The 24,602-nt window shown below is 54.6% G+C and carries 21 protein-coding genes and 1 tRNA gene; 8 read left to right on the top strand and 14 right to left on the bottom strand.

Annotated elements, in window-relative coordinates:
- Positions 1-49 precede the first annotated feature (49 nt).
- The 8 genes from ilvN to ACI0CA_RS03980 form a co-directional block, all read right to left on the bottom strand.
- Positions 50-556, bottom strand: a complete 507-nt coding sequence (ilvN, locus tag ACI0CA_RS04015; protein ID WP_176821065.1) for an acetolactate synthase small subunit — start codon at positions 554-556, stop codon at positions 50-52.
- A gap of 1 nt (position 557) precedes the next feature.
- Positions 558-2,225 carry a biosynthetic-type acetolactate synthase large subunit gene (gene ilvB / locus ACI0CA_RS04010; RefSeq protein WP_446806534.1) on the bottom strand — a complete coding sequence of 556 codons (1,668 nt, stop codon included), beginning with the start codon at positions 2,223-2,225 and terminating at the stop codon, positions 558-560.
- Positions 2,226-2,229: 4 nt separating this feature from the next.
- Complete coding sequence (leuB, locus tag ACI0CA_RS04005; protein WP_176821067.1) at positions 2,230-3,309, bottom strand: 3-isopropylmalate dehydrogenase; 1,080 nt, start codon at positions 3,307-3,309, stop codon at positions 2,230-2,232.
- A complete protein-coding gene (gene leuD / locus ACI0CA_RS04000) occupies positions 3,306-3,800 on the bottom strand; it encodes a 3-isopropylmalate dehydratase small subunit (protein WP_176821068.1) in 495 nt (164 codons plus the stop codon). Before leuD ends, leuB begins: the two co-directional genes overlap by 4 nt.
- A 2-nt stretch (positions 3,801-3,802) precedes the next feature.
- Complete coding sequence (leuC, locus tag ACI0CA_RS03995; protein WP_308449067.1) at positions 3,803-5,062, bottom strand: 3-isopropylmalate dehydratase large subunit; 1,260 nt, start codon at positions 5,060-5,062, stop codon at positions 3,803-3,805.
- Positions 5,063-5,064: 2 nt separating this feature from the next.
- Positions 5,065-6,738 carry a 2-isopropylmalate synthase gene (locus ACI0CA_RS03990; protein WP_446806535.1) on the bottom strand — a complete coding sequence of 558 codons (1,674 nt, stop codon included), beginning with the start codon at positions 6,736-6,738 and terminating at the stop codon, positions 5,065-5,067.
- A gap of 14 nt (positions 6,739-6,752) precedes the next feature.
- Positions 6,753-7,949 (bottom strand): threonine ammonia-lyase, encoded by a 1,197-nt coding sequence (gene ilvA / locus ACI0CA_RS03985; protein ID WP_176821071.1) that lies wholly within the window; start codon positions 7,947-7,949, stop codon positions 6,753-6,755.
- A gap of 441 nt (positions 7,950-8,390) precedes the next feature.
- A complete protein-coding gene (locus ACI0CA_RS03980; RefSeq protein WP_446807055.1) occupies positions 8,391-8,645 on the bottom strand; it encodes a hypothetical protein in 255 nt (84 codons plus the stop codon).
- On the opposite strand from ACI0CA_RS03980, the gene ACI0CA_RS03975 reads away from it, so the two are divergent.
- The 7 genes from ACI0CA_RS03975 to ACI0CA_RS03945 all read left to right on the top strand — a co-directional run bounded on the left by ACI0CA_RS03975 (position 8,610) and on the right by ACI0CA_RS03945 (position 16,684).
- A complete protein-coding gene (locus ACI0CA_RS03975) occupies positions 8,610-9,974 on the top strand; it encodes an MATE family efflux transporter (RefSeq protein WP_446807054.1) in 1,365 nt (454 codons plus the stop codon). The genes ACI0CA_RS03980 and ACI0CA_RS03975 overlap by 36 nt on opposite strands.
- A 255-nt stretch (positions 9,975-10,229) precedes the next feature.
- Positions 10,230-11,432: a class I SAM-dependent rRNA methyltransferase gene (locus ACI0CA_RS03970; protein WP_343284788.1), complete on the top strand. Its 1,203-nt coding sequence runs from the start codon at positions 10,230-10,232 to the stop codon at positions 11,430-11,432.
- A gap of 14 nt (positions 11,433-11,446) precedes the next feature.
- A complete protein-coding gene (locus tag ACI0CA_RS03965) occupies positions 11,447-12,811 on the top strand; it encodes an MATE family efflux transporter (RefSeq protein WP_343284787.1) in 1,365 nt (454 codons plus the stop codon).
- A 34-nt stretch (positions 12,812-12,845) separates the two neighbouring features.
- Positions 12,846-13,355, top strand: a complete 510-nt coding sequence (locus ACI0CA_RS03960; RefSeq protein WP_316687845.1) for a flavin reductase family protein — start codon at positions 12,846-12,848, stop codon at positions 13,353-13,355.
- Positions 13,356-13,717: 362 nt separating this feature from the next.
- On the top strand, positions 13,718-14,386 hold the full coding sequence (locus ACI0CA_RS03955) for a TIGR01906 family membrane protein (protein WP_316687843.1): 669 nt from the start codon (positions 13,718-13,720) through the stop codon (positions 14,384-14,386).
- 49 nt (positions 14,387-14,435) lie between these two features.
- Positions 14,436-16,391: an FAD-dependent oxidoreductase gene (locus ACI0CA_RS03950; protein ID WP_446806536.1), complete on the top strand. Its 1,956-nt coding sequence runs from the start codon at positions 14,436-14,438 to the stop codon at positions 16,389-16,391.
- On the top strand, positions 16,388-16,684 hold the full coding sequence (locus tag ACI0CA_RS03945) for a 4Fe-4S dicluster domain-containing protein (protein WP_176821077.1): 297 nt from the start codon (positions 16,388-16,390) through the stop codon (positions 16,682-16,684). The genes ACI0CA_RS03950 and ACI0CA_RS03945 overlap by 4 nt, the downstream gene beginning before the upstream one ends.
- 132 nt (positions 16,685-16,816) lie before the next feature.
- Here ACI0CA_RS03945 and glgA read toward each other — a convergent pair whose 3' ends face one another.
- The 4 genes from glgA to glgB form a co-directional block, all read right to left on the bottom strand.
- Positions 16,817-18,244 (bottom strand): glycogen synthase GlgA, encoded by a 1,428-nt coding sequence (glgA, locus tag ACI0CA_RS03940; protein ID WP_176821078.1) that lies wholly within the window; start codon positions 18,242-18,244, stop codon positions 16,817-16,819.
- A gap of 42 nt (positions 18,245-18,286) precedes the next feature.
- Positions 18,287-19,399, bottom strand: a complete 1,113-nt coding sequence (glgD, locus tag ACI0CA_RS03935) for a glucose-1-phosphate adenylyltransferase subunit GlgD (RefSeq protein ID WP_176821079.1) — start codon at positions 19,397-19,399, stop codon at positions 18,287-18,289.
- Positions 19,399-20,607 carry a glucose-1-phosphate adenylyltransferase gene (locus ACI0CA_RS03930; RefSeq protein WP_308449058.1) on the bottom strand — a complete coding sequence of 403 codons (1,209 nt, stop codon included), beginning with the start codon at positions 20,605-20,607 and terminating at the stop codon, positions 19,399-19,401. The genes glgD and ACI0CA_RS03930 overlap by 1 nt, the downstream gene beginning before the upstream one ends.
- 80 nt (positions 20,608-20,687) lie before the next feature.
- Positions 20,688-22,682, bottom strand: a complete 1,995-nt coding sequence (gene glgB / locus ACI0CA_RS03925) for a 1,4-alpha-glucan branching protein GlgB (RefSeq protein ID WP_418931887.1) — start codon at positions 22,680-22,682, stop codon at positions 20,688-20,690.
- 506 nt (positions 22,683-23,188) lie between these two features.
- Here glgB and ACI0CA_RS03920 point away from each other — a divergent pair.
- Positions 23,189-23,265 (top strand) — tRNA-Val (locus ACI0CA_RS03920).
- 228 nt (positions 23,266-23,493) lie between these two features.
- Here the strand turns inward: ACI0CA_RS03920 and ACI0CA_RS03915 are convergent.
- Both ACI0CA_RS03915 and ACI0CA_RS03910 read right to left on the bottom strand, forming a co-directional pair.
- Entirely contained in the window at positions 23,494-24,177 is a 684-nt protein-coding gene (locus ACI0CA_RS03915; protein WP_308450005.1) for a YoaK family protein, read from the bottom strand.
- Complete coding sequence (locus ACI0CA_RS03910; protein ID WP_176821081.1) at positions 24,164-24,442, bottom strand: hypothetical protein; 279 nt, start codon at positions 24,440-24,442, stop codon at positions 24,164-24,166. Before ACI0CA_RS03910 ends, ACI0CA_RS03915 begins: the two co-directional genes overlap by 14 nt.
- Between the last annotated feature and the right edge of the window lie 160 nt (positions 24,443-24,602).

Raw genomic sequence — 24,602 nt, 5'->3', positions numbered from 1 at the left:
CCTCTTTCTGTGCATGAATTGGTATGTTAATTTAAATGGACAAACTAAATTAGAAATTGATGGCCTGACGGATCGTCGTGCTGCCCTTTTCAAGGGAAACATTGCCGGTGCGGCAGATCTCAAGGATCTCGTAGTCGCGCATCAAATCGACGAATTCATCGATTTTTCGCGATTCGGAGGTCAGGCAAAGCATCAGGGAATCCTTGGAGTAATCCATGGTCTTCGCGCCGAACGCGTCCGCCGCGGCAAGGATGTCACTGCGCGTTTTGGAATCGTTTTTCAGCTTAATGAGCATCAGCTCGCAGCTGACGGAGGTGTCCGGGGTAAACTCTTTAATGGAGCAAACGTCCGGCAGCTTATAAAGCTGGTTCACGAGCTGCTGCTTCTGCGTCTCGCCGCCCTCAAACGTGACGGTGATGCGGGAAAGCGCGTTCGATTCCGTTTCGCTGACGGTCAGAGAAATGATGTTGAACTGACGTCTTCTGAACATGCTCGTCACACGGTTCAGCACGCCGAACTGGTTATTGACCAGAACCGCTACGGTATATCGATTCATCTCATTCACCCACCTTCATGATAATATCATCCATGCTGCCGCCCGGCGGGAGCATGGGCAGGACGAATTCGTCCTTATCGATCCTGCAATCGATGACATACGGGCCGTCGCAGCTGAACGCGTGCTCAAACGCCTTGTCGAGCGCCGCCACGGTATCAACAGCCTCGCCGTCCGCGCCGAACGCGCGCGCAAGCGCCACAAAGTCAGTCTTGCGGTCGAGAATCGTGTTGGAATAGTGCTTATTAAAGAACAGCGTCTGCCACTGACGCACCATGCCGAGCACGCCGTTATTCATCAGAAGGATGACAACCGGCACGTTGTAGGTTACGGCAGTGGTGAGTTCGTTGAGACACATACCGAAGCTGCCGTCGCCCGTGACGAGCACGCTGCGCTCGCCTGTGCCGACCGCCGCACCGATGGCCGCACCGAGGCCGAAGCCCATGGTGCCGAGGCCGCCGCTGGAAATGAAGCGGCGCGGCTTTTTAAAGCTCACGTTCTGCGCCGCCCACATCTGGTGCTGGCCGACGTCCGTTGCAACGGCGGTATTCTCGCCGAGGTGCTTGTTCAGCGTCATGATCGCATTGCGGGGCGTAAGGCCCGGGCGAATATCGAGATAATCGTTTTCGGTTTCTTTTAAGGCCTTCACGGCCTTTTCCCAGTCGGGCTTCTGCTCTGCGTTGACGAGCGGAATGAGCTTTTGCAGCGTCAGCTTCACGTCGCCGCGCAGGCCGCAGGCGGAGTTCACGGTTTTCGAGAGCTCGGAGCCGTCCACGTCAATATGGATGATCTGCGCAAGCTTCGCAAACTTCTCGCGGTTACCCGTCACGCGGTCGTTAAAGCGCACGCCGAGCGAAATAATGAGGTCGGCGTCGTGCATCGCCATGGAGGAAGCGTAGTGGCCGTGCATGCCCTGCATACCGAGGAAACGCGGGTGGTCGGTCGGAATGCCGGAAAGGCCCATCAAGGAGCAGCCGATCGGCGCGTCAATCTTCTCGGCGAACGCCAGCATTTCTTCCTGTGCTTCCGATGTGATGAGACCGCCGCCGAAGTAAATGAACGGACGCTTCGAGGCGTTGATGAGCGCCGCGGCTTCTTTGATGCGCACGTCCTTCGCCGCGTGGCGTTCCTCGGGCTGTACGGGTGCCTGCGGCTCGTAGTCGCAGACCGCTGTCTGCACGTCCTTCGGCACATCGATGAGCACCGGGCCCGGTCTGCCGGACTGCGCAAGCGCAAACGCCTCGCGGATGGTGTCCGCCAAATTCTCCACGGAGCCGACGAAGTAGTTGTGCTTCGTAATGGGCAGCGTCACGCCCGTAATGTCGATCTCCTGGAAGCTGTCCGTGCCGATCTGTGTCGTCGGCACATTGCCGCAAATCGCGACAAGCGGGATGGAATCGAGGTACGCCGTCGCAATGCCGGTCACAAGGTTCGTTGCGCCTGGTCCGGAGGTGGACATCACCACGCCCACCTTGCCGGTCGCTCTTGCGTAGCCGTCCGCCGCGTGGGCAGCACCCTGCTCGTGCGCCGTCAGCATGTGGCGAATTTCATTCTGATATTTATAAAGACTGTCGTAAACGTTCAGGATCTGCCCGCCCGGATAACCGAAAACGGTGTCGCAGCCCTGTTCAATTAAAGTTCTGATGAGGATATCTGCACCTGTAAGCTGCATTCAATTACTCCTTCGTTAAGTATTCGAGAATGAGGTCGCCGCACTTTTTGCAGCCGACCTTCGTCATGCCGTCTTCCATAATGTCGGCCGTACGGTAACCCGCGTCAAGGTACTTGGAAACCGCATGCTCCACCGCATCGGCTTCCTTCGCCATATCGAAGCTGTAACGCAGCATCATGGCGGCGGAAAGAATGGTGCCGATCGGGTTTGCAAGGTCCTGACCCGCAATGTCCGGTGCAGAGCCGTGGATCGGCTCGTACAGGCCGCAGCTCGTTGCACCGAGGCTCGAGGACGGGATCATGCCGATGGAGCCGGTGATCATGGAAGCTTCGTCGGAAAGAATGTCACCGAACATGTTCTCCGTCACGATGACGTCGAACTGTGCCGGGTTCTTCACGATCTGCATCGCGCAGTTATCGACGAGCATATCGGTCAGCTCCACGTCGGTGTATTCTTCCGCCAAGCGGTGCATGACCTTCTTCCAAAGGCGACTCGTGTCGAGCACATTGCTCTTTTCTACGGAGCACAAACGGTGATTGCGCTTTCTTGCCGTCTCAAATCCGATGCGGCCGATGCGCTCGATCTCCGCTTCACTGTACTTCATAATGTCCGTCGCGACCGGCTGGCCGTCTGCATCATCGGTCTTATGCTCGCCAAAATAGATGCCGCCGATGAGCTCGCGCACGATGATGAAATCGATGCCCTTTTCGACAATAGATTTTTTCAGCGGAGAAGCGTCAGAGAGCTGCGGCCAGATCTTTGCCGGGCGGTTGTTGCTGTAAACACCCATACCCGCGCGCAGGCGCAGCAGACCCTTTTCCGGGCGCTTCGGGCCCGGCACGTCGTTCCACTTGTCGCCGCCTACGGCGCCGAGCAGCACACTGTCGGAAGCTACGCACTTATCGAGCATTTCCTGCGGCAGCGGGTCTCCCCACTTATCGATGGCACAGCCGCCCATATCGACATCTGTATAATGGAAGGTGTGTCCGTACAGCTCTGCAATTTTATCCAGCACGCGGAGCGCTTCGTTTACGATCTCCGGGCCGATGCCGTCGCCGCGGATCACCGCGATGTTCTTCGTCATTTGTTTTCCGCCTCCTTGAGGGACTTCAGCAAGCCGCCTGCTTTGATGATGTTCTGAATGAACGGCGGGAACGGCTGTGCCTTATACGTCTTGCCGGTCGTGATGTCGGTGATGATGCCGGTATCAAAATCGACCGAAACTTCGTCGTTTGCGTTGATCTCGTCCGCCGCTTCCTCGCACTCGAGAATCGGCAGGCCGATATTGATGGCGTTGCGGTAGAAAATACGCGCAAAGCTCTTTGCAATGACGCAACCCGTGCCGCAGGTTTTAATGACGAGCGGTGCGTGCTCACGGGAAGAGCCGCAGCCGAAGTTCCAGCCCGCCACAATGACGTCGCCCTTTTCGACCTTCTTTACGAACGCCTTGTCAATATCCTCCATGCAGTGGAGCGCAAGCTCCTGTGCGTTCGGGGTGTTGAGGTAACGTGCGGGAATGATAACATCCGTATCGACGTTATCGGGATATTTGAAAACCTTGCCCTGTGTGTTCATGCTTACGCCTCCTTATATTCGGTGATGTAGCCGGTCAGCGCGCTGGCTGCCGCCGTGTGCGGAGAAGCCAGGTACACTTCGCTGTCCACATGACCCATGCGGCCGACGAAGTTGCGGTTCGTTGTGGCGATGCAGCGTTCGCCCGCTGCCAGAATGCCCATATAGCCGCCGAGGCACGGACCGCACGTCGGGGTGGAAACAACAGCGCCCGCATCGATAAATGCCGTCACGTAGCCGCGCTCCACGCATTCGCGGTAGATCTGCATCGTGCCCGGAATGATGATGCAGCGGATGCCGTCCGCAATCTTCTTGCCGTTCAAAATGCTGTACGCCGCTTCCATGTCTTCCATTCTGCCGTTCGTGCAGCTGCCGATGACAACCTGGTCGACCTTAATATCGTGCAGCTCGCTTGCCGGGTGCGTGTTCTCCGGCAGATGCGGACAGGCGACGGTCGGCACAATCTTTGCGAGATCGATATCGATAACCTTTTCGTATTCCGCGTCGGGGTCTGCTTCGTATACAACCGGCTCGCGTTCGCTTCTGTCCTGTAAATAGGCAAGCGTAATATCGTCCACCGGGAAAATACCGTTTTTCGCACCGGCCTCAATCGCCATATTGCAGATGCACAGGCGGTCGTCCATGGAGAGGTTCTTCACGCCCTCGCCGGTGAACTCCATGCTCTTATACAGCGCGCCGTCCACGCCGATCATGCCGATGATTGTGAGGATAACGTCTTTGCCGCTGCAATTTTCCGGCAGCTTGCCGGTCAGGTTAAATTTGATCGCGGACGGAACCTTAAACCATGCCATGCCCGTTGCCATGCCGGCTGCCATATCCGTAGAGCCAACGCCTGTGGAGAACGCACCCAGCGCACCGTAGGTGCAGGTGTGGCTGTCCGCGCCGATGATGCAGTCGCCGGCGGTCACAATGCCCTGCTCCGGCAAAAGCGCATGCTCAATGCCCATCTTGCCCACGTCATAGAAGTGGCTCACGCAGTGGCTGCACGCAAACTCGCGGCACGTCTTGCTCTGCTCCGCTGCCTTAATATCCTTGTTCGGCACAAAGTGGTCGAGTACGATCGTCACTCTGTCCTTATCGAAAACGTCTGTAAAGCCCGCTTTCTTAAACTCATGGATTGCGACCGGCGTCGTGATGTCGTTGCCGAGCACGATATCCAGCTTTGCATTGATGAGCTGACCGGCGGTAACTTCACGGAGACCCGCGTGCGCCGCAAGGATCTTCTGCGTCATGGTCATTTTCATTTTTAGTTTCCCCCTTTGATCATATTGTTGTAAGCGCTCAACAGCGCCTTTGTATTCGCCTTTACAACGTCGGTGTCAGTGCCTGCGCCCCAGAACATCGAACCGTCTTCCTTTTCAAGGCCGATGTACGAAGCCGCCACGCTCTGCGAGCCCTGTCCCTGCATACTGTGCTGGGTAAAGACCTGCAGGGTGTACTCTGCACCGGTGTACGCACGCAGCGCGTTGTTGATCGCGTTGAGGGAGCCGTTGCCCTCCGCTTCCATCTCGGTCTCTACGCCGTCCTTCGCGAACGTGATGCCGATCTTCACGTTGTCCTTGTCGCGCATAAACTCAAAATCCGTCACGGTAACACCGTTCGTCAGATTGAGGTAGTTTTCTTCAAAGATATTTAGAACCTCATCCGGCTTCAGTTCCTTGTGTTCGTGGTCGGAAATATCCTTGCACAGATAGCTGAAGTGCTCGCGCATTTTTGGCGGCAGGTTATAGCCGTACGTCTGCTCCAGCAGATAACCGATGCCGCCCTTTCCGGACTGGGAGTTGACACGGATAACGTCTGCGTCGTACGTTCTGCCGATGTCCTTCGGGTCGATCGGAATGTACGGTACGTTCCACTGATGCAGCTTATTTTTCGCTCTGTATTTCATGCCCTTTGCAATCGCATCCTGGTGGCTGCCGGAAAACGCCGCAAACACCAGTGCGCCCGCATACGGGGCTCTTTCGTACACATGCATACGCGTGCATTTTTCATATTCGTCCACAAGGTACGGCATGTCGGAGAAGTCAAGCTTCGGGTCAACACCGTGGGAGTACATGTTCATCGCAAGCGTAATGATATCCACGTTGCCGGTACGTTCACCGTTGCCGAACAGCGTACCCTCTACGCGGTCTGCGCCGGCAAGGAGCGCCAACTCGGTGTCCGCAACACCCGTGCCGCGGTCGTTGTGCGGGTGCAAAGACAAAGTCACGAATTCACGGTACTTGAGGTTCTCGCTCATGTACTCGACCTGCGAAGCATACACGTGCGGCATACTCATTTCCACCGTGACCGGCAGATTGATGATAACGTTGTTCGTCTCGCTCGGCTCCAGAACGTCGAGAACCGCATTGCAGACCTCCAGCGCGTATTCCGGCTCGGTGCCCGTAAAGGACTCCGGAGAATACTCAAAGCGGAAGTTGCCTTCGTATTCGGCCGCAAGCTTTTTGACGAGCTTCGCGCCGTCTACGGCGATCTTCTTGATCTCCTCCTTGGACTTCTTAAACACCTGCTCGCGCTGTGCAACGCTGACCGAGTTATAGAAGTGGATAATCGCGCTCGGTGCGCCCTTGCACGCGTCGAATGTCTTACGGATGATGTGCTCGCGGCACTGGGTGAGCACCTGCACGGTAACGTCCTCGGGAATCATGTTGTTGTCAATCAGCGTGCGGAGGAACTCATATTCCGTCTCGCTCGCCGCCGGGAAGCCGACCTCGATCTCCTTAAAGCCGACCTGCAAAAGCACTTTGTAGTATTCAAGTTTTTCTTCAAGGCTCATCGGGATGACAAGGCTCTGGTTGCCGTCGCGCATATCCACGCTGCACCAGATCGGCGCCTTTTCAATGTGGTCTTTTTCCACCCACTTGTTATATTCTTTCGATACCGGGAAGTACCCGACCTTATATTTGCTTGCGTCCATCATTTTGCTTTCTCCTCTCAACCCTTGGTGGTTCTGAAGCCTGCTTCACGCAGGGCGTTTTTGATCGTTTTCACATGGTTGTTGTCGCGCGTCTCCATTTCGATGCGCAGGAAGCAGCCGTTAATGCTTTCGGTGTTGCCCTTTTCATAGTGCACGCCGGTCACGTTGCCGCCGCAGTCCGCGATGATCGAAGAGATCTCCTTGAGCTGACCGGGCTTGTCGATAAGCTCGATGAGGAGGCTCGCGGAACGGCCGGAGTTCATCAGGCCGCGGTCAATCACGCGGGAAAGGCTCGTCACGTCGATGTTGCCGCCGGAGACGATGCACACAACGCGCTTGCCCTTTAAATCAAATTTATTGAACATCACGGCGGCAACGGAAGCAGCGCCCGCGCCCTCCGCGATCATTTTCTGTTTTTCGATGAGTGCCAAGATTGCGCTCGAAACTTCGTCCTCGCTCACCAGCGCGATGTCATCCACATATTTTTTGACAATCTCAAACGTGTTGTCACCCGGGCGCTTTACGGCGATGCCGTCCGCCACGGTCTGCACGGTGTCGAGTGTCTCGATCTTGCCGTCGTGAATGGAGTTGTACATGCTCGGTGCGCCGGTCATCTGTACGCCGTACACCTTCACGCTCGGGCGGATGTGCTTTGCGGTGTACGCAATGCCGGAGATGAGTCCGCCGCCGCCCACCGGCACCACAATGGCATCGATGTTGTCAAGGTCATTCAGAACCTCCAGCGCGATGGTGCCTTGGCCCGCGATAACATCTTCGTCGTCAAACGGGTGCACGAACGTATAGCCCTCTTTTTCTTTCAATTCAATCGCCTTGTTATACGCGTCGTCGTAAACGCCCTCCACAAGGCAAACCTCTGCGCCGTAGCCCTTTGTGGCCTCCACCTTGGAGATCGGTGCGGAGTCCGGCAGACAGATGAGCGATTTGATGCCGTTTTTCGTTGCCGCCAGCGCCACGCCCTGTGCGTGGTTGCCCGCGGAACAGGCAATAACGCCTTTCGCTTTCTCTTCTGCGGAAAGCTGGGAGATCTTATACGCAGAGCCGCGCACCTTAAAAGAGCCGGTGATCTGCAAATTCTCGGGCTTTAGGTACAGGTCGCAATCCGGCGCGATGCCGTAGGTCTTCACGACGTTTGTTTCGCGGATGATGCTCTTTAGAACGGTTTGTGCATCAAATACTTTGTCTAATGATAACATGTTCTTCTGCCTTTCCTGCTGTGTTCGGTTTAAAGCCTTATGAATTTGAAAGTTTGTGCTTTCAAACTTGCAGCTTGTTTCTTTGTTCTTCCGCTTTGAAGTGTAAAAAAACCGCCTCAAAGCCGTTTATGCTTTGAGACGGGTGTAATAACTAAATTATGCACTCGCGGTACCACTCAAATTGCGGAGAACCTCCGCCACTCTTCGAAGTCCAATAACTTCTATGCACTGACGTAGCAATCACGGGATACCCTACTGAATTCGCTGTTCAGGCATCCGGCTCGGAAGGGAGAAATCTCTGCATCTCTGCACCGGTTCACACCTTCCACCGGCTCTCTGAAACAGCTCTGCACAGACAGTCTTCGTCATCGCTTTTTGTTATGAAATTGAATAGATTATAACACCCGTTTTTCTCGTTGTCAATGCTTTTCGACCGCCTTGTCAAAATTTTTCTTCTGTAAGTTTTGCAGGAAACACCTTTTCTCCCACCGTTTTTCCTTTTTTCTCAAATCGGGCGCTTTTTCCGCAATTCACGCAAAAAGTGTGGAAAACAACGTGCAAAATCCGCAGTTCTGCCATAGCCAAAATAAAAAAGGTATGATAAAATAAGAAGGTTGAAAAGAGACTATGTATTTTCGGGTGATTTTCGTGACAAAAAGCATGACAGAGGGTAAGCCCCTCAAGCTTATCCTGCAATTTGCGGTGCCGCTTTTGCTCGGCAACCTCTTGCAGCAAATGTATAATCTGGTTGATGCCGCCATCGTCGGCCGTGTGCTCGGCACCGGCGCACTTGCCGCCGTCGGCGCCACAAGCAGCGTGCAGTTTCTGGTACTCGGTTTCTGCATCGGCATCTGCATCGGCTTTGGTATCCCCATCGCCAAAAGCTTCGGCGCAGAGCGTCTTGATAAAATGCGTTCGTACATTTTCAACTCCGTGCTGCTTACCGCCTTATTCGCGGTGCTCATCACGGCGGTATGTTCTCTGTGCTGCACGCTCATTTTGCAAATGCTCTCCGTGCCGCAGGATGTTTTTGACGACGCCTACGCGTATCTCATCGTCATTTTCCTCGGCATCCCCTTTACCTTATTATACAATCTGCTCTCCAGCATCCTGCGCTCCGTCGGTGACAGCCGCACGCCGTTCCTGTTCCTCGCCATCTCGACCGTCCTGAATATCGGTCTTGACCTGCTCTGCATCATTGTCTTCAAGTGGGGCGTTGCGGGCGCGGCGATCGCCACCATCGCAGCGCAGGCGGTCAGCGGCATTTTGTGCCTCATCTATATCCGCTTCCGCGTACCGCTCCTCACGCTTTCCCGCGCAGACTGCAAAGCGGATGCCGAATCCATCCGTGACCTCGTCGTCATGGGCATCCCCATGGGACTTCAAACCTCCATCACGGCCATCGGCAGCATGGTCATGCAGGCAGCGAACAACGGCCTCGGCAGCGTGTATGTTTCGGGCTTCACGGCCGGTATGCGCCTGAAGCAGTTCTGCATGTGCCCGTTTGATGCCCTCGGTTCTGCTGTTTCCGTCTTCTGCGGTCAGAATCTCGGTGCCAAAAAGCCGGAGCGCATCCGGCAGGGCGTACGGCTCGGCGTCATCGTCGGCGTCGCCTACGGCTTCTGCATCGGCCTTGTCATGATCTTCTTCGGCCGCAGCATGTCCACGCTCTTTGTTGAATCGAGTGCAGGCGACGTGCTCGACGCTTCCGCAAAATATCTGCGCTGCATGGGCTACTTCTTCTGGAGTCTCGGCATCCTCAACATCTGCCGCATGGCGACACAGGGCATCGGCTTCTCCGGCCGCGCAGTATTCTCCGGCGTAACGGAAATGTTCGCGCGCTCCATCGTCAGCCTCGGCTTTGTCGGCGCGTTCGGCTATACGGCTATCTGTTTCTCGGATCAAACCGCGTGGATCGCCGCCGTGCTCTACATCACCCCTACCTGCCTGCACTGCATTAAGAAAGTCACAAAACAGATCGAAGCGGAAAAAGCGAACGCCAATTTCTCCGAAAGCGTTGGTTAAAAGTTTTTGATCCAACTTTTTTCAAAAAGTCGGTCAGATCCCAAAGGTGAAACCTTTGGTCGTCGTTCGCAGACGACGAAATCCTTTTGCCTACCCAAAAATCAGGAGTGATAGTAAGCAATGCTTCGCATTGCTAGAACTGTCCGGCGGACAGTTGAACCGCAAGGGACTCAATTAGGGGGTCCCTTGAAAGGCTTGCCCTGCAAGCCTTTAGAAAAAGCTCCCCCATCTCAACTATATAAAAGGAACCCATCTATGAACGAAACTATTGTAACACTCAAAAAAGGCGAAGGCCGCGCTTTCAAAGCGGGCGGTCTTTGGATCTATGATAACGAGATCGAAAGCATCCACGGCACGTTCAAAAACGGCGCCGTCGTCACCGTGCAGGAGCAAAACGGCTTCCCGCTCGGCCGCGGCTTCATCAACCAGAACTCCAAGATCCGCGTCCGCATGCTCACCCGCGACGCGTCACAGGAGATTGACGACGCGTTCCTCGAGATGCGCGTGCGCAACGCATGGGCATACCGCAAGCGCACGGTCGATACCTCCGCCTGCCGCGTCATTTTCGGCGAAGCGGATTTCCTGCCCGGCCTTGTCATCGATAAATTCTCCGATGTCCTCGTCGTCGAGTCCCTCGCGCTCGGCATCGATAAAATGAAGCTGCAGATTGTTGACATCTTAAAGAAAGTCCTGCTCGAAGACGGCATCAAAATTCGCGGCGTGTACGAGCGCAGCGATGCCAAAGAGCGATTAAAAGAAGGCATGGACCGCAAAAAGGGCTTCATCGGCGACGAATTCGACACCGATGTCGAGATCGTCGAAAACGGCGTGCGCTACATCGTGGACGTTAAAGACGGCCAGAAGACCGGCTTTTTCCTCGACCAAAAATATAACCGTCTCGCCATGCAGCGCATCTGCAAGGATATGGATGTGCTCGATTGCTTCACACACACGGGCTCCTTCGCGCTGAACGCCGGCATCGCGGGCGCAAAGCACGTCCTTGGCGTAGACGCGTCCGAGCTCGCCGTCGCGCAGGCGCAGAAAAACGCCGCTCTAAATAATCTTTCCGATACGGTCGAGTTCAAGTGCGCCGACGTTTTTGACCTGCTCCCCGCGCTCGAAAACGAGGGCAAGCAGTTCGACGTCGTCATTCTCGATCCCCCTGCGTTCACAAAATCCAAAAACGCCATTAAAAACGCCGTCAAGGGCTACCGCGAGATTAACCTGCGCGGCATGAAGCTCGTCAAGGACGGCGGCTACCTTGCCACTTGCTCCTGCTCGCACTACATGAACGCCGAGCTCTTCGCCCAGACCATTGGGCAGGCCGCGCGCGCCGCGCACTGCCGCCTGCGTCAGGTGGAGTTCCGCACCCAGTCGCCGGATCATCCTATTTTGTGGAGTGCCGACGAATCCTATTACCTCAAGTTCTATATTTTTCAAGTCTGCCACGAGCACTGAGGAGGCGCTTTTCCTTGAAATTCACAAACGACCTCGGATCGGATAACATTAAAGGCCTCGTCTGGACCTTGGCCGTTCCCTCCATGCTCTCGCAGCTCGTCAGCGTACTGTACAGCATTGTAGACCGTATGTACATCGGCAATATTCCGAGCAACGGCACACAGGCGCTCGCGGGCGTCGGCGTGTGCGGCCCCATCGTCACGCTCATCTCGTCGTTTGCGTTTCTCGTCGGCATCGGCGGTGCGCCGCTTGTCAGCATCAACCTTGGCGAAAAGAACATAGACGCCGCTAAAAAAGTTATCGCAAACTGCTTCGTGTACATTTTGTCCCTCGCTGTGCCCGTCACGGTGCTGGCCTATATCTTCCGCCGCCCCATTTTGCTCACGTTTGGCGCGACCGAGGCCGTTTACCCCTACGCCGAGACCTACTTTTCGCTCTATCTTATCGGCACGGTCTTCGCCCTCACCGCCACAGGCATGAACCAGTTTATCATCACACAGGGCCACAGCCGCAGCGGCATGTTCTCCGTTTTAATCGGCGCCATCATCAACATTGTGCTCGACCCCATTTTTATCTTCGCTCTCCATATGGGCGTCGCGGGCGCGGCCATCGCCACGGTCATTTCGCAGGTTGCAAGCTGTGCGTTTGTGCTGTGCGTCCTGTTCGGCAAACATATCGAAGTTCCCATCACATTTGGCGGATACGATTTAAAAGTCATCGGCCGTGTGACGAGCATCGGCATGAGCGCGTTTCTCATTATTCTTTTCGATAACGTCATGCTCATCTCGCTCAACATGATGCTTCAGCGCTACGGCGGCGACAACAGCGACATGCTCCTCACCTGCAACACCATCGTGCAAAGCTTCGAGCTGCTCATCACCATGCCGCTCGGCGGCCTCACCATGGGCACACAGACCATTTTAGGCTACAATTTAGGCGCACGCCGTCCGGAGAAAATCCTTCGCGCGCAGCGGTACATCTTCGTCATCGCGGTCAGCTTTTGCGTCCTCATGACGCTCGCCGCGCAGACCATCCCGCATCTCTTTGCAGGCATTTTCACCAAAGAACCCGAATACATTGCCATGACGGCGCGGCTCATCCGTATTTACACGCTCGGCACCGTGTTGCTTGGCATGCAGTACGAGATTGTGGACGGCTTTACGGGCATGGGCGTCGTCAAAATCGCGCTGCCGCTTTCGGTCTTTCGCAAGGTCATCTTCTTTGCGTGCATTTTCATCCTGCCGCGCTTCCTGCCCATCGAGCAGATCTTCTTCTGCGAGCCCATCTCGGATATTTTACCGCCGCTCGTCTCCATTTTGGTCTACGCACTCACCATCAAACGCGTTATTAACCGCGGTCCGCAAAAGCAGATCGCCTGACTTCTGTAAATCTTTTCCGAAAGGACTGTTTTAAATGGCATTTCGTTCCGTACCGTATGACTCCCTGTCTTTAAACCCGTTCACAAAAATCGGCAAAGAGTGGGCCCTGCTCACCGCCGGCGATGAAAACGGATTCAACACCATGACCGTCTCCTGGGGCGCCATGGGCTTCATGTGGGGCAAGCCGTCCGTCACCGTGTATATCCGCCCGCAGCGCTACACGAAAGAGTTTGTCGATACCCGCGATACTTTCACGCTCTCGTTCTACCCCGCAGAGAAAAAAGACGCACTCTCCTACCTCGGTAAAGTTTCCGGCCGTGATGAAGACAAGGTCAAAAAAGTCGGCTTCACCCCGGCGTTCACAAACGGCAATGCGTATTTTGAAGAAGCGGAGCTCGTGCTCGTCTGCCGCAAAATGAGCCGCACGCCGTTAAGACCCGAGCAGTTCCTCGACGAAACCGTAGACGGACGCTGGTACCCGAACAAGGACTACCACGAAATGTACATCGCAGAAGTCATCGATGTGCTCGTCAAAGAATCATAAAAAGCACAAAACCGCCGCATACCGGAGAAATTTCGGTATGCGGCGGTTTTCTCATATCTATCCTGTTTTTAAACGCATTCACCGAAGCAATCCTTAATCTCCGTCATGCGCGTCATCTGCTTTACGCCAAACGGACAGCGCTTCGGCAAGTATCGCGTTATCAAATAGTCTTTTTGCGCGTTTTCCTTGCGATTTTGCAGGGATTGTGCTACCATGTTTCCTATAAATTCAAAAAAGGAGGGACACCGTATGACGTTTGTCTCCACAAAAAAATTAGAAAAGCCCATCCCGGAGGGCATGTCCCCGCAGAAAGCACCGTGCGGGTCTGCCTTTGCAAGATAAAAAATTCGGAGGTATTTCCCGTGTCTGATAAACTTCAAAAATCCCCGTTGGCGGTCGTTTTCAATATCGTGCTCGCCGTCGCGCTCGTGCTGTTCATTATCAGCGCCGCTGTCGTCTTCACGCTCAATTTCCGTCCGCTCTATTATTTTGACGTTGACCATTTAAACATCACCGCCATGTCCGGCCTGCCGCGCGAGGAAATTTTGCAGAACTACAACGTGCTCATCGATTACAACTCCATTTTCGGCACAAAAGTTCTGAATTTCCCCACGCTCGCCATGAGCGAGAGCGGCCGCATCCATTTTGAAGAAGTCAAAAACGTGTTCGGCGTCTTCGAGATCACGCTCATCGTCAGCGGCATTTTGAGCCTTGCGGGCATCATCTACCGCCATTTTAAAAAGAACCCGGGGTATCTGCTGCTTTCCGGCATTTTAACGGTCGCCATTCCCGCAGCGCTCGGTGTACTCATCGCCTTAAACTGGGAAACGGTGTTCGTCTTATTCCATAAGATTGTCTTCCATAACAACTATTGGATCTTCGATGCCGCGACAGACCCTGTCATCACCATTTTGCCCGATACCTTTTTCATGCACTGCGCTTTGATGATCTTGGCGCTCGTGGTACTGGGCAGCATCATCTGCCTGCTCGCATACAGGCACGCAAAGCATAAAAAGACGCACACCGCCTAAAGCTTTGCTGAAGCTCCGCTTTTCACACTCAAACAAGGAGGGATCTGCTTTGCAGACCTATAACTGGCCATATAAAAATGAATTAGACATCACCGAAACGCTTTCCTGCGACGTTTTGGTGCTCGGCGGCGGCCTTGCCGGCTGCTATGCCGCCATCGCGGCGGCACGGCGCGGACAGTCCGTCATCTTAGTGGAAAAAGGTGCCACCGCCCGCAGCGGCAGCGCAGGCACCGGTTTCGACCATTGGGAATCCGCCTGTACGAACCCCTGCTCCACCGTCACGCCGAAGGAAATCGCCGAAGCGTACGTCGATGAGCAGTGCGGCTACTCTAACGGCATCGCGCACTACATCGAGTGCCGCGAGGGCTACGACCGTCTATTAGACCTTGAGTCGTTCGGCGGCAAGGTCCGCGACACCGACGATGAATTCAAGGGCGCAGAGTTCCGCGATGACGAAACGAAGCTGATGTTCGCCTACGATTATAAAAACAAATTCACTCTGCGCGTCTGGGGCAGCACCTTTAAGCCCGCTCTTTTCAAGGCGCTTCTGCGCCTCGGCGTGAAAGTGCTTGACCGCACCGAAGCCACCGCATTGCTCACCACCGCCCGGAACGGCAAAAAGCATGGTGCGGGCGCCTGCGCCATGGACGTGCGCACCGGCAAATTCTACATTCTCCGCGCCAAAGAGACCGTCCTCACCATGAGCCGCCCGGCGCGCGTCTGGCTTTTTAACCCGGATATGACCGGCCTGTGCGAGTTCCGCCCTATGCAGAGCATCGGCAGTGGCCACGCCATGGGCTACAAGGCCGGCATCGAGTTCACCATGATGGAAAAATCCGTCAAGGGCGAGTTCTCCGCCGCCGGCCGCAGCTTTCCGCCCTACGGCGCAGGCAATAACCACAACACGTGGTATGCCGCAACGATGGTCGACGCCCGCGGCGTGGAAATCCCCTACGTCGACCGCGACGGTAATGAGCTTAAAACCGTCTCCGAGCGCTACTACCCCGCTCCCGGCCAGAAGTTTTTCTTAAAGGGCGGCGTCATCGATAACCCCAAGTACGAGTACCGCGGCCCCGAAACGCTCGATTTTGAAGAGCTCATGCGCCGCGGCTACCAGCTGCCGTTCTACGCAGACCTCAGCCGTATGCCCGACGCGGAGCGCCGTGTCATCTGGGGCATGATGGTCGGCGAAGAGGGCAAAACAAAAATTCCGATCCTCAAAAATTACACGGAGCGTGGATTTGACCCCCAAAAGCACATGCTGCAAAGCTACGGCACGGGCTGGCAGTCCGCAAATTTCCTTGAGCAGGAACGGCAGCTGTTCGGCGCGCCGGGCGGCATTTGGCACGATTGGGACCTCAAAACAAACATCGACGGCATCTACGCCGCCGGCGACCAGCTCTACGCTTCGGACTGCGCCGGTTTCGCCTGCGCCACGGGCTACTACGCCGGCCGCAAAGCCGCCGCAGCTGCCAAAGCACTCAATACCCTGCCCGACTATAATGAAGCGGAAGCCGCAGCCGAGCGTGAACGCCTGCTCGCCCCCATCCGCCGCGAAGACGGCATGGATTGGCGCGAACTCAACATGGCCATCTCCAAAGCCATGCAGAACTACTGCGGCGGCGTAAAGTGCGATGCGCTTTTGCATGAGGGTCTCGACCTGCTCGAAAGCTTTGAAACCGAGATCGTCCCGCAGATCAGCTGCAAAAACCCGCACGAGCTCATGCGCGCGCACGAGGTCTTTGATATTTTGACCGTCTCCAAGTTAATTTTGCACGCCTGCCTCTCCCGCAAAACGTCGTCCGAGCCGCTGTTTTTCAAGCGCACGGACAGCACCGAGACCGACCCCGAGCGCGACTGCCGCTTCATCACCGTCCGACAAGAAAACGGCGAAGTCATCTACGACAGCCATCCGCTCTACTATTTCGGCGACCTCGAGACCGAGTACGAAAAGCGCAACGGGGATTACATCAGAACCGAGCAGAAGGGGGCGTATCGGAAATGAGCGAGCTTCAAAACAAAATTCTCACGGCAGAACCCGTGCCGTGCAGCACACACCCGATTCTTTACGATGAAACAAAATGCGTCGGCTGCAACGCCTGCGTCAACATCTGTCAGGTGGATATCCTCATCCCCTCGCCCGAAAAAGGCAAGCACCCCATCGTGCTCTACCCCGGCGAGTGCTACTACTGCGGCGCATGCGTCATGGCGTGCCCGCACGACGGTGCCATCCGCCTCGAGCACCCTCTCATGAACCGCGCAAAGTTTGTCCCCGTCCGTTACCCGGAAGAGAAATAACCAAAACATAAAAACGCAAAAATGCCCTGCCTGTGCTTAAAAACACAAGCAGGGCATTTTTCATTTTCTACAATACCTAATCAAACGGTCGTACAAAACGCCGTCTTGTTTCTCGAAAGACGTTTTAGAAGATCAGCTGTTGATGAGCTGCTTATACAAACGAATGTAATCGTTTGCGGAGCGGCCCCAGCTGTTGTCGCACGCCATTGCGCGCTCCACAAGCACCTTCCAGCCGTCCTTGCTCTCGTTATACGCGTAGATCGCGCGGTGCACGGAGTTCAGCATATCCTGCGTGTCATACGTCTGGAACGTGAAGCCGTTGCCCTTGCCGTCGCCGCTGTCCGTAATGGAGTCCTTCAGGCCGCCCGTTTCGCGTACGACCGGAATGGAACCGTAGCGCAGCGCCACCATCTGTGAAAGACCGCACGGCTCGCTCTTGCTCGGCATCAGGAAAATATCGGAGCCGCCGTAGATCTTGCGCGCAAGCTCCGGCACAAAGCCCTGGCACAGCACAAATCTGCCCGGATACTTCGCCTGCATCTCTTTAAAGAACTGCTCATACTCCCAGTCGCCGCTGCCAAGGACCACAAACTGCGCGTTCGAGTACGTCATGATGTTGTCCACGCCGCCCTTTACAAGGTCAAGGCCCTTGTGGGAGACAAGGCGCGTTACCATACCGATGAGCGGCACATCCGGGTCAACGGCAAGGCCGAGGCGCTCCTGCAGCTTTGCCTTGTTGACGGCTTTGCCCTCCAGGTGCTTTGCGTCATACGTCTCATACAGGTTCTTGTCCGTCGCCGGGTCATAGCCCACCACGTCAATGCCGTTCAAAATGCCGGAAAGCTTCCAGGCACGCTCGCGCAAAATCGGGTCCAGCTTGTGGGCGAACCACGGATCAAGAATTTCCTTCGCGTACGTCGGGCTCACGGTAGAGACCCAGTTCGCGCTCTCAATCGCGCCCTTCATCAGGTTCACGCAATCGTTGTATTCGAGTAAGCTCTGCTCGCTCTTCGGAATACCGAAAACGTCTTCCAGAATCTCAAAGCCATACTGGCCCTGATACTGGATATTGTGAATGGTGAACAGCGTCTTAATGCCGCTGTACCAGTCGTTATTTGCATAGAACAAACGGTAGTAGATCGGCACCAGCGCAGTCTGCCAGTCGTTCGCGTGGATCACATCAGGTTTAAATTCAATGTACGGCAGCATCTCCAAAACGGCACGGGAGAAGAACGCAAAGCGCTCCGCGTCGTCAAAGTGACCGTAAAGTCCTTGGCGCTTAAAGTAGTACTGGTTATCGATGAGGTAGTAAATGACATTGCCTACCTTCGCCTCAAAAATACCGCAATACTGGCGACGCCAAGCCACCGGCACACTGATGCTTGTTAAAAACTTCATGTTGTCGCGCAATTCCTGCGGCACGCTTTCATACAGCGGCATCACCACGCGGCAGCCAATCAGACGTGCGCGCAGCGCCTGCGGCAAAGAACCCGCTACGTCTGCAAGGCCGCCCGTTGCGGCAAAAGGCAACGCTTCACTGGCACAAAACAAAACTTTCATATCAATTACACCGCTTTCCTTTCCTTCGTTTTTCGGGGCAGCTTAGACCTTGCTTTCCTTTGCAATGTACACCGGGTAGGTCTGATAGCCCATCAGCGTGCGGTTCTCTTCAATCTCCACGTTCTTGTCCGCCACAACATAATCGAGCCGACTGTTCGCGCCGATGACCGTGTCCTGCATGATAACGCAGTTGCGGACCTTCGCGCCTTTGCCGATCTTCACGCCGCGGAACAGCACACAATTTTCCACTTCACCGTCTATCACGCAGCCGTCTGCAACAAGACAGTTGGTGGCATACGAATTCAAACCGTATTTCGCCGGCATATCATCGCGCACCTTCGTGTAGATCGGGCGGTTCGGATTAAACAGCTCTGCGCGCACGCGCGGATCCATCAAACCCATGTTAGCGTTAAAGTACGCTTCAAACGAGGAAATTTGATATGCAATGCCCTTAAATTCATAACCCATCACGCGCAGTTCGGGAATTACGCGCTGAACCATATCTTTATCAAAGTCATATTCGTTGCGGCTCATGCATCCTTCAACGAGCTGAAGCAGCAGTTCGCGGCTAAGGATATACATGCCGATGCCGTAATTCACACCGTGCTCGCTTCCGCGGTGCAGAAGCAGCTCGCGAATGCGGTTCTCAGGGTCTACCATATAGATGTTGTTGCGGTCTACGTCCGGCGAAGTACCATGGCGGTAAATGACCGTAATGTCCGCGTTCTGGCGCACATGCTGCTCCAGTGCCTCGCGGTAATCGATATTGCAGACCATATCGCAATCGGAGAGAATCACATATTCCTCAAGGGAATTTTTCAGGAAGCGGCGAATGGAATCGAGCGATTCGATCTTGCCGTCGGTTCTCGAAGTCGATTTGCCGAACGGCGGCAGCAGGTACAGACCCTCGCGCTTTCTCGAAAGGTCCCATGCCTTGCCGGAGCCGAGGTGGTCCATCAAGGACTGGTAGTTATCCTCCGTGATGATGCCGACCTTGTTGAGGCCGGAGTTCACCATGTTGGAGAGGGTGAAGTCAACCAAACGGTAACGGCCGCCGAACGGCACGGAAGCCATCACGCGCAGCTCTGTCAGGTCGCGTACTCTTTCTTCGTGTGCATAGGCAAAGATGATGCCCAAAACATTATTTCCAAACATTATGCCTGCGCCTCCTTATCGATCATTTCCTTCGGCGCCACAACGGTGCCCTCAGAGAGCTTGCAGTCCGGGCCTACGACCGCCACGCCCCAATCGTCTCTGTTTTCCATGTCCTCCGGGCGTTTACCGATGACGCAGTTCTTGCCGATGACAGCGTTCTCCGCCACGATCGCATACTGCACCTTCGCACCTTCTTCAATCACAGCGCCCGGCATCACGATGGAGTCCGTCACAGTCGCGGTCGGCGCCACATAAACGCCGTGGAACAATACGGAGAACTCAAGATTGCCGTATACGTTGCAGCCCTCTGCTACGAGTGAGTTCTGCACCTTTGCGCCCTTTGCAATGTAATGCGGCGGCATGACCGGGTTTCTGGAATAAATTTTCCAGTCTTCGCGGGAAAGGTCAAGACCGGCCTTCGGGTTCAAAAGGTCCATATTGGATTCCCACAGGCTGTCAATCGTGCCGACGTCCTTCCAGTAGCCCTCAAAGCGGTACGCAAACATACGCTCGCCTGCGTTCAGCATGGTGGGCAGCACATCCTTACCGAAGTCATTCGAGGAATTCGGGTCCTTCTCGTCCGCCTCCAGATACGCGCGCAGCTTCTTCCAGGAGAAGACGTAAATGCCCATGGAAGCCTTGTTGCTCTTCGGCACAGCCGGCTTCTCGTCAAATTCGTAAATAGAGCCGTCCGGGTTCGTGTTCAGAATACCGAAGCGGGAAGCCTCCTCCATCGGCACTTCGTAAACGGCGATGGTGCAGGCCGCATCGTGCTCCTTGTGATACGCAATCATCTTGGAGTAATCCATCTTGTAGATGTGGTCGCCGCTCAGCACAACCACGTAATCCGGGTTGTAGCGCTCAATAAACGGTATATTCTGGTAAATGGCATTTGCCGTGCCCTTGTACCAGTCAGAGCCGCTGCTCTGCTCGTACGGCTGCAAAATATGTACGCCGGCGTTCATACTGTCGAGATCCCACGGCTGGCCGGAACCGATGTATTCGTTCAGCTCGAGCGGCTGATACTGTGTCAGAACACCCACGGTCTCAATGCCGGAGTTCACACAGTTGGAAAGCGGAAAGTCGATAATACGGTACTTGCCTCCAAACGGAACAGCCGGCTTTGCGAGGTTCTTGGTAAGAACACCGAGACGGCTGCCACGGCCGCCTGCCAGCAGCATTGCAACTACTTCTTGCTTAGGTAACATGACTGATGATCCCCTCTCTGGTAGATTTCGAGCGTTCCGGCATTTTGCCGCCGCCCGTATATTGTTTCATGTAAAATGAATCAGGCTTTTTTCTTTGCGGCTTTTGTGCCGGCTGCCTTTTTGGCCGCGGGCTTCTTTGCCGTCGTCTTTGTCGTCTTCGCAGCGGGCTTCTTTGCCGCCTTGCGCTTGCAGCGCAGGAAGAATACCGTGTTCTCCGGCAGCGTCAGCGAAATGCTCTGCTCAAAGCCGTGCATCGCTTCATCCACGGTGCGTATGTTGTTGCCGTTCGTAAAGCCCGTGCCGCCAAACTCCGCAGCGTCGGAGGTAAACACCTCTTCGTAAACGCCCGCGTACGGCACGCCGATGCAGTAATTCTCGCGGCGGACCGGCAGGAAATTGCACACGGCAATCAGCTCGTTGCCTTCGCGGTCAAAGCGGCGGAACGCAATGACGCTCTGGCTGTCGTCGTCGTTCGAGATCCACGAGAAGCCCTCCCACGAGAAATCGATCTCCCACAGCTCGGAACGGCCGAGGTAGAACGCGTTGAGCTTTTTAAAGAACGTCTGCGCCATCTGGTGCTCAGGGTATTGCAGCAAATTCCACTCGAGTTCTTCGTTAAAGTTCCACTCGTCGTGCTGCGAGAACTCCGTGCCCATAAACTGCAATTTTTTGCCCGGGTGTGCCATCATGTAGGTCGCAAAGCAGCGTGCGCCTGCAGCCTTTTCCTCCGGCGTGCCCGGCATCTTATTATAGAGAGAACCCTTGCCGTAAACGACCTCATCGTGCGAGATCGGCAAAATGAAATTCTCGGAGAACGCATAGAAGAACGAGAACGTCAGGCTGTTGTGGTTGCCTTTTCTAAATAGCGGATCCAAAGACATGTAGCGCAACATGTCGTTCATCCAGCCCATGTTCCATTTATAATTGAATCCGAGACCGCCCATGTAAGTCGGCTTCGTCACCATCGGCCACGCGGTGCTTTCTTCGGCAATCATCATGACCTCCGGCACCTCGGCGAAAATCGCCTCGTTCAGTCTTTGTAAGAACGCAATGGCCTCCAGATTTTCCTTGCCGCCGTTCTTATTCGGGATCCACTCGCCGTCCTTGCGGTTGTAGTCAAGGTACAGCATTGAGGCCACAGCGTCCACGCGCAGGCCGTCAATGTGGTATTCCTTCACCCAGAACAGTGCGCTGCTCATCAAAAAGCTGATGACTTCCGTGCGGCCGTAGTCAAACACCAGCGTGCCCCACTCCTTGTGCTCGCCTTTTCTCGGGTCTGCATATTCATAGCACGGCATGCCGTCAAATTTCGCAAGGCCGGCCTCGTCGCGCGGGAAGTGTCCCGGCACCCAGTCCATAATCACGCCGATGCCCGCTTGGTGGCAGCGGTCGATAAAGCGCATAAAGTCCTTCGGCGTGCCGTAGCGGGAGGTCGGCGCAAAGTAGCCCGTCACCTGATAGCCCCAGGAAGCGTCGAACGGGTACTCCGTCAACGGCATCAACTCAATGTGCGTAAAGCCCATTTCCTGCACATACGGGATCAGCTCGTCACCGAGCTTGTCGTAAGAGAACACGCTGCCGTCCGCATATTTGCGCCAGGAGCCCGCGTGCATCTCGTAGATGTTCACCGGCTGGTTATAATGCGGGTATTTTTTCTTGTGCTCAAACCAGCGGCTGTCGTTCCACTTGTACCCCGAAATGTCGTAGTAGCGGGAAGCCGTGCCCGGGCGTGTCTCTGCGTGGAACGCATACGGGTCGGCCTTATACGTCACCGTGCCGTCCTCCGCCGTAATGACGAGCTTATACGCGTCAAATTCCTTTAAGGGTTCGTCCGTATAGCCCTCCCAAACCGCGTCGTCGATCTTTGTAAGCGGATACTTTTCCGGATCCCATTCACAGAAATCACCGGTAATGGCAACTGCCTGCGCGTTCGGCGCCCATACGCGGCACACGGTGCATGCCTTCCCGTCCTTCACCGTGTTGTGCACACCCATGTATTCGTAGGAATGGCTGTTTTTGCCGCTGCGGAACAAATAAAGCGGAACATTGCCTTCCGGCGCCGTTTTGTTTATCATCTCACTCATACGTCCTGTCCTTTCCATTCGGAACAATCCGGCAAACGCCGGCGGTGCATGCCATTCTCATTTTTGCACCCGCAGTCCGTCCGAATTTTTTGCCGCACAGCGTCTTATTTTCCTATTTTCCGTGCCGTTCAATTTAATAAAAGACGCTCTGCACCAATGTTTATACTAATAATACCACAACAAGAAAAAAGTTCAAGGGTTTTTAGCTAATTTCTAACAATAATCCATGAAAACTCACTTCGGTTTGTATAGTTTCAATAACTAATCACCGATAAAACCCACATAAAGGCAAGCTTCTCCGCCGCATTTCAGCCCACTTGCGGCGTTCCCCGTGTATTCTGTGTTTTCAGTATACTGCCCCCACGTTAAATACAGTGTCGGAAAAAGGAAAGTTTACTGAAACTTTCTGTAAATCCCTCCGCAAAAATCACGTCATCCCCAAATTAGCGTTTGACAAATCCCATTTTCTGTGGTAGAATACATAATACAGTTGATATGGAAGCGTAGCTCAGCTGGTTAGAGTGCCTGCTTCACACGCAGGAGGTCCGCGGTTCGAGCCCGCGCGTTTCCACCAAAAAAGAGCTGTCTCTAAAGAGACAGCTCTTTTGCTATGCTCGATTCCAATCCACCGCTTGACAAATCCCCGAACCGTTTCCGCGATTCACTGCATCCTACCAAATCATACACGACCTAACAGGATTTTTACTTATAAAAATCCCACCGCACCACACGGGAGCTTTCAGGGCCCGTATGGCACGGTGGGGTTATAACTTCTCTGCAAGGGGAAAACGCAGAAGATGGGTTATCCGTTTTTTTCGGGGACAAACATCATTACAAAACTAACGAGCAAAGACACACAGCAACACCAAATGGCCTTTGTCCCAAGCAGGCCACTCATCAGGCTGCCAAGGCCGGCGCCGATGCCGAACACAAAAATAACACCGAAATACGTCAGCGATTTCTGCAAAATCTCTTTATCCCGCGTTCTGAAATACGCGCACAGTGCCTCGGTGCCGGAGCGCATGTTGCCGATGCACATCGTGCTTGCATACGCGTGGCCGCGCACCTTGTGGAACGTCTGCACCTGCATGGCACATACAAACGAGACCATCGCGTTCGCAAGCGGTTCAAAGTATGCCGGCAAAAAGCCGACGACAAGCAAAAACACGATCTCGCAGAACAAAATGATCTGCCGCCAGTGGATTTTCTCATACGTCTTAAAACGAATGTGTATCAGCTCCGCGGCCGCTGTACCGATCAAAAACGATACCACCGGGATAAGGTACTTCACCACGTTCGGCCAGTCCTTCTGGAACAGCGCCGTGCTCAAAAAAACAATGTTGCCCGTCTGCGCGTTGGCAAAAACCTCGCCGCGACAAAAGTAGGTATATGCGTCCTGAAATCCGCCGGAGAGAATGATGAACACTGCCGCGCGGAAGCTGTCGGACATCTGTCCGTGCAGATGAAACGGCTCAGCGACCTTCATAGGCGTGCTCCTTTTCCGGCACAGTGAAAACGACCGCCGTGTACGAGAGCACAAAGCCTAGCGCATACAGGGCGAGCGCAATGTAGCTGCCGCCCACAACGCATTTTGCAATCATCCCAAGGAAAAAGCCAATCGCAAATACAGCCGCCGTAAAGCGAACGCGACCGGTATCCTCGCCGATGTGCTGCGCTGCATGCACCACCATTGCCAGCATACCTGCGTCAAAGAAAATACCCATAATGATTTCAAAAACTACCGCTTCCATTTTATACCTTCTTCGTTTGGCGCACAAAACCTTGAAACGCCGCTTTTTATCTACGCTTTTCAGCACAAAATCTGCGCGAAATCATCTTGACTTCCCACAGCATTACCATTATAATACTCTTATATTCATGTGTAAAATCTATAATCCATATATCTAAAAT

It is taken from the genome of Hominenteromicrobium mulieris, from assembly GCF_046197855.1.
Lineage (GTDB): Bacteria > Bacillota > Clostridia > Oscillospirales > Acutalibacteraceae > Hominenteromicrobium > Hominenteromicrobium mulieris.
The sequence above is the reverse complement of the archived record's forward strand: the minus strand, read 5'-3'. Positions and strand labels throughout refer to the sequence as shown.

Coding starts and splice junctions, on each gene's coding strand:
- ACI0CA_RS03960 (WP_316687845.1), top strand. CDS start 12,846: ATGGCATTTCGTTCCGTACCGTATGACTCCCTGTCTTTAAACCCGTTC.
- leuC (WP_308449067.1), bottom strand. CDS start 5,062: ATGAAAATGACCATGACGCAGAAGATCCTTGCGGCGCACGCGGGTCTC.
- ACI0CA_RS03990 (WP_446806535.1), bottom strand. CDS start 6,738: ATGATGGACGCAAGCAAATATAAGGTCGGGTACTTCCCGGTATCGAAA.
- ACI0CA_RS03975 (WP_446807054.1), top strand. CDS start 8,610: ATGACAGAGGGTAAGCCCCTCAAGCTTATCCTGCAATTTGCGGTGCCG.
- ACI0CA_RS03930 (WP_308449058.1), bottom strand. CDS start 20,607: ATGTTACCTAAGCAAGAAGTAGTTGCAATGCTGCTGGCAGGCGGCCGT.
- glgD (WP_176821079.1), bottom strand. CDS start 19,399: ATGTTTGGAAATAATGTTTTGGGCATCATCTTTGCCTATGCACACGAA.
- ACI0CA_RS03970 (WP_343284788.1), top strand. CDS start 10,230: ATGAACGAAACTATTGTAACACTCAAAAAAGGCGAAGGCCGCGCTTTC.
- ilvB (WP_446806534.1), bottom strand. CDS start 2,225: ATGCAGCTTACAGGTGCAGATATCCTCATCAGAACTTTAATTGAACAG.
- glgB (WP_418931887.1), bottom strand. CDS start 22,682: ATGATAAACAAAACGGCGCCGGAAGGCAATGTTCCGCTTTATTTGTTC.
- ilvA (WP_176821071.1), bottom strand. CDS start 7,949: ATGTTATCATTAGACAAAGTATTTGATGCACAAACCGTTCTAAAGAGC.
- glgA (WP_176821078.1), bottom strand. CDS start 18,244: ATGAAAGTTTTGTTTTGTGCCAGTGAAGCGTTGCCTTTTGCCGCAACG.
- ACI0CA_RS03945 (WP_176821077.1), top strand. CDS start 16,388: ATGAGCGAGCTTCAAAACAAAATTCTCACGGCAGAACCCGTGCCGTGC.
- ilvN (WP_176821065.1), bottom strand. CDS start 556: ATGAATCGATATACCGTAGCGGTTCTGGTCAATAACCAGTTCGGCGTG.
- ACI0CA_RS03910 (WP_176821081.1), bottom strand. CDS start 24,442: ATGGAAGCGGTAGTTTTTGAAATCATTATGGGTATTTTCTTTGACGCA.
- leuD (WP_176821068.1), bottom strand. CDS start 3,800: ATGAACACACAGGGCAAGGTTTTCAAATATCCCGATAACGTCGATACG.
- leuB (WP_176821067.1), bottom strand. CDS start 3,309: ATGACGAAGAACATCGCGGTGATCCGCGGCGACGGCATCGGCCCGGAG.
- ACI0CA_RS03915 (WP_308450005.1), bottom strand. CDS start 24,177: ATGAAGGTCGCTGAGCCGTTTCATCTGCACGGACAGATGTCCGACAGC.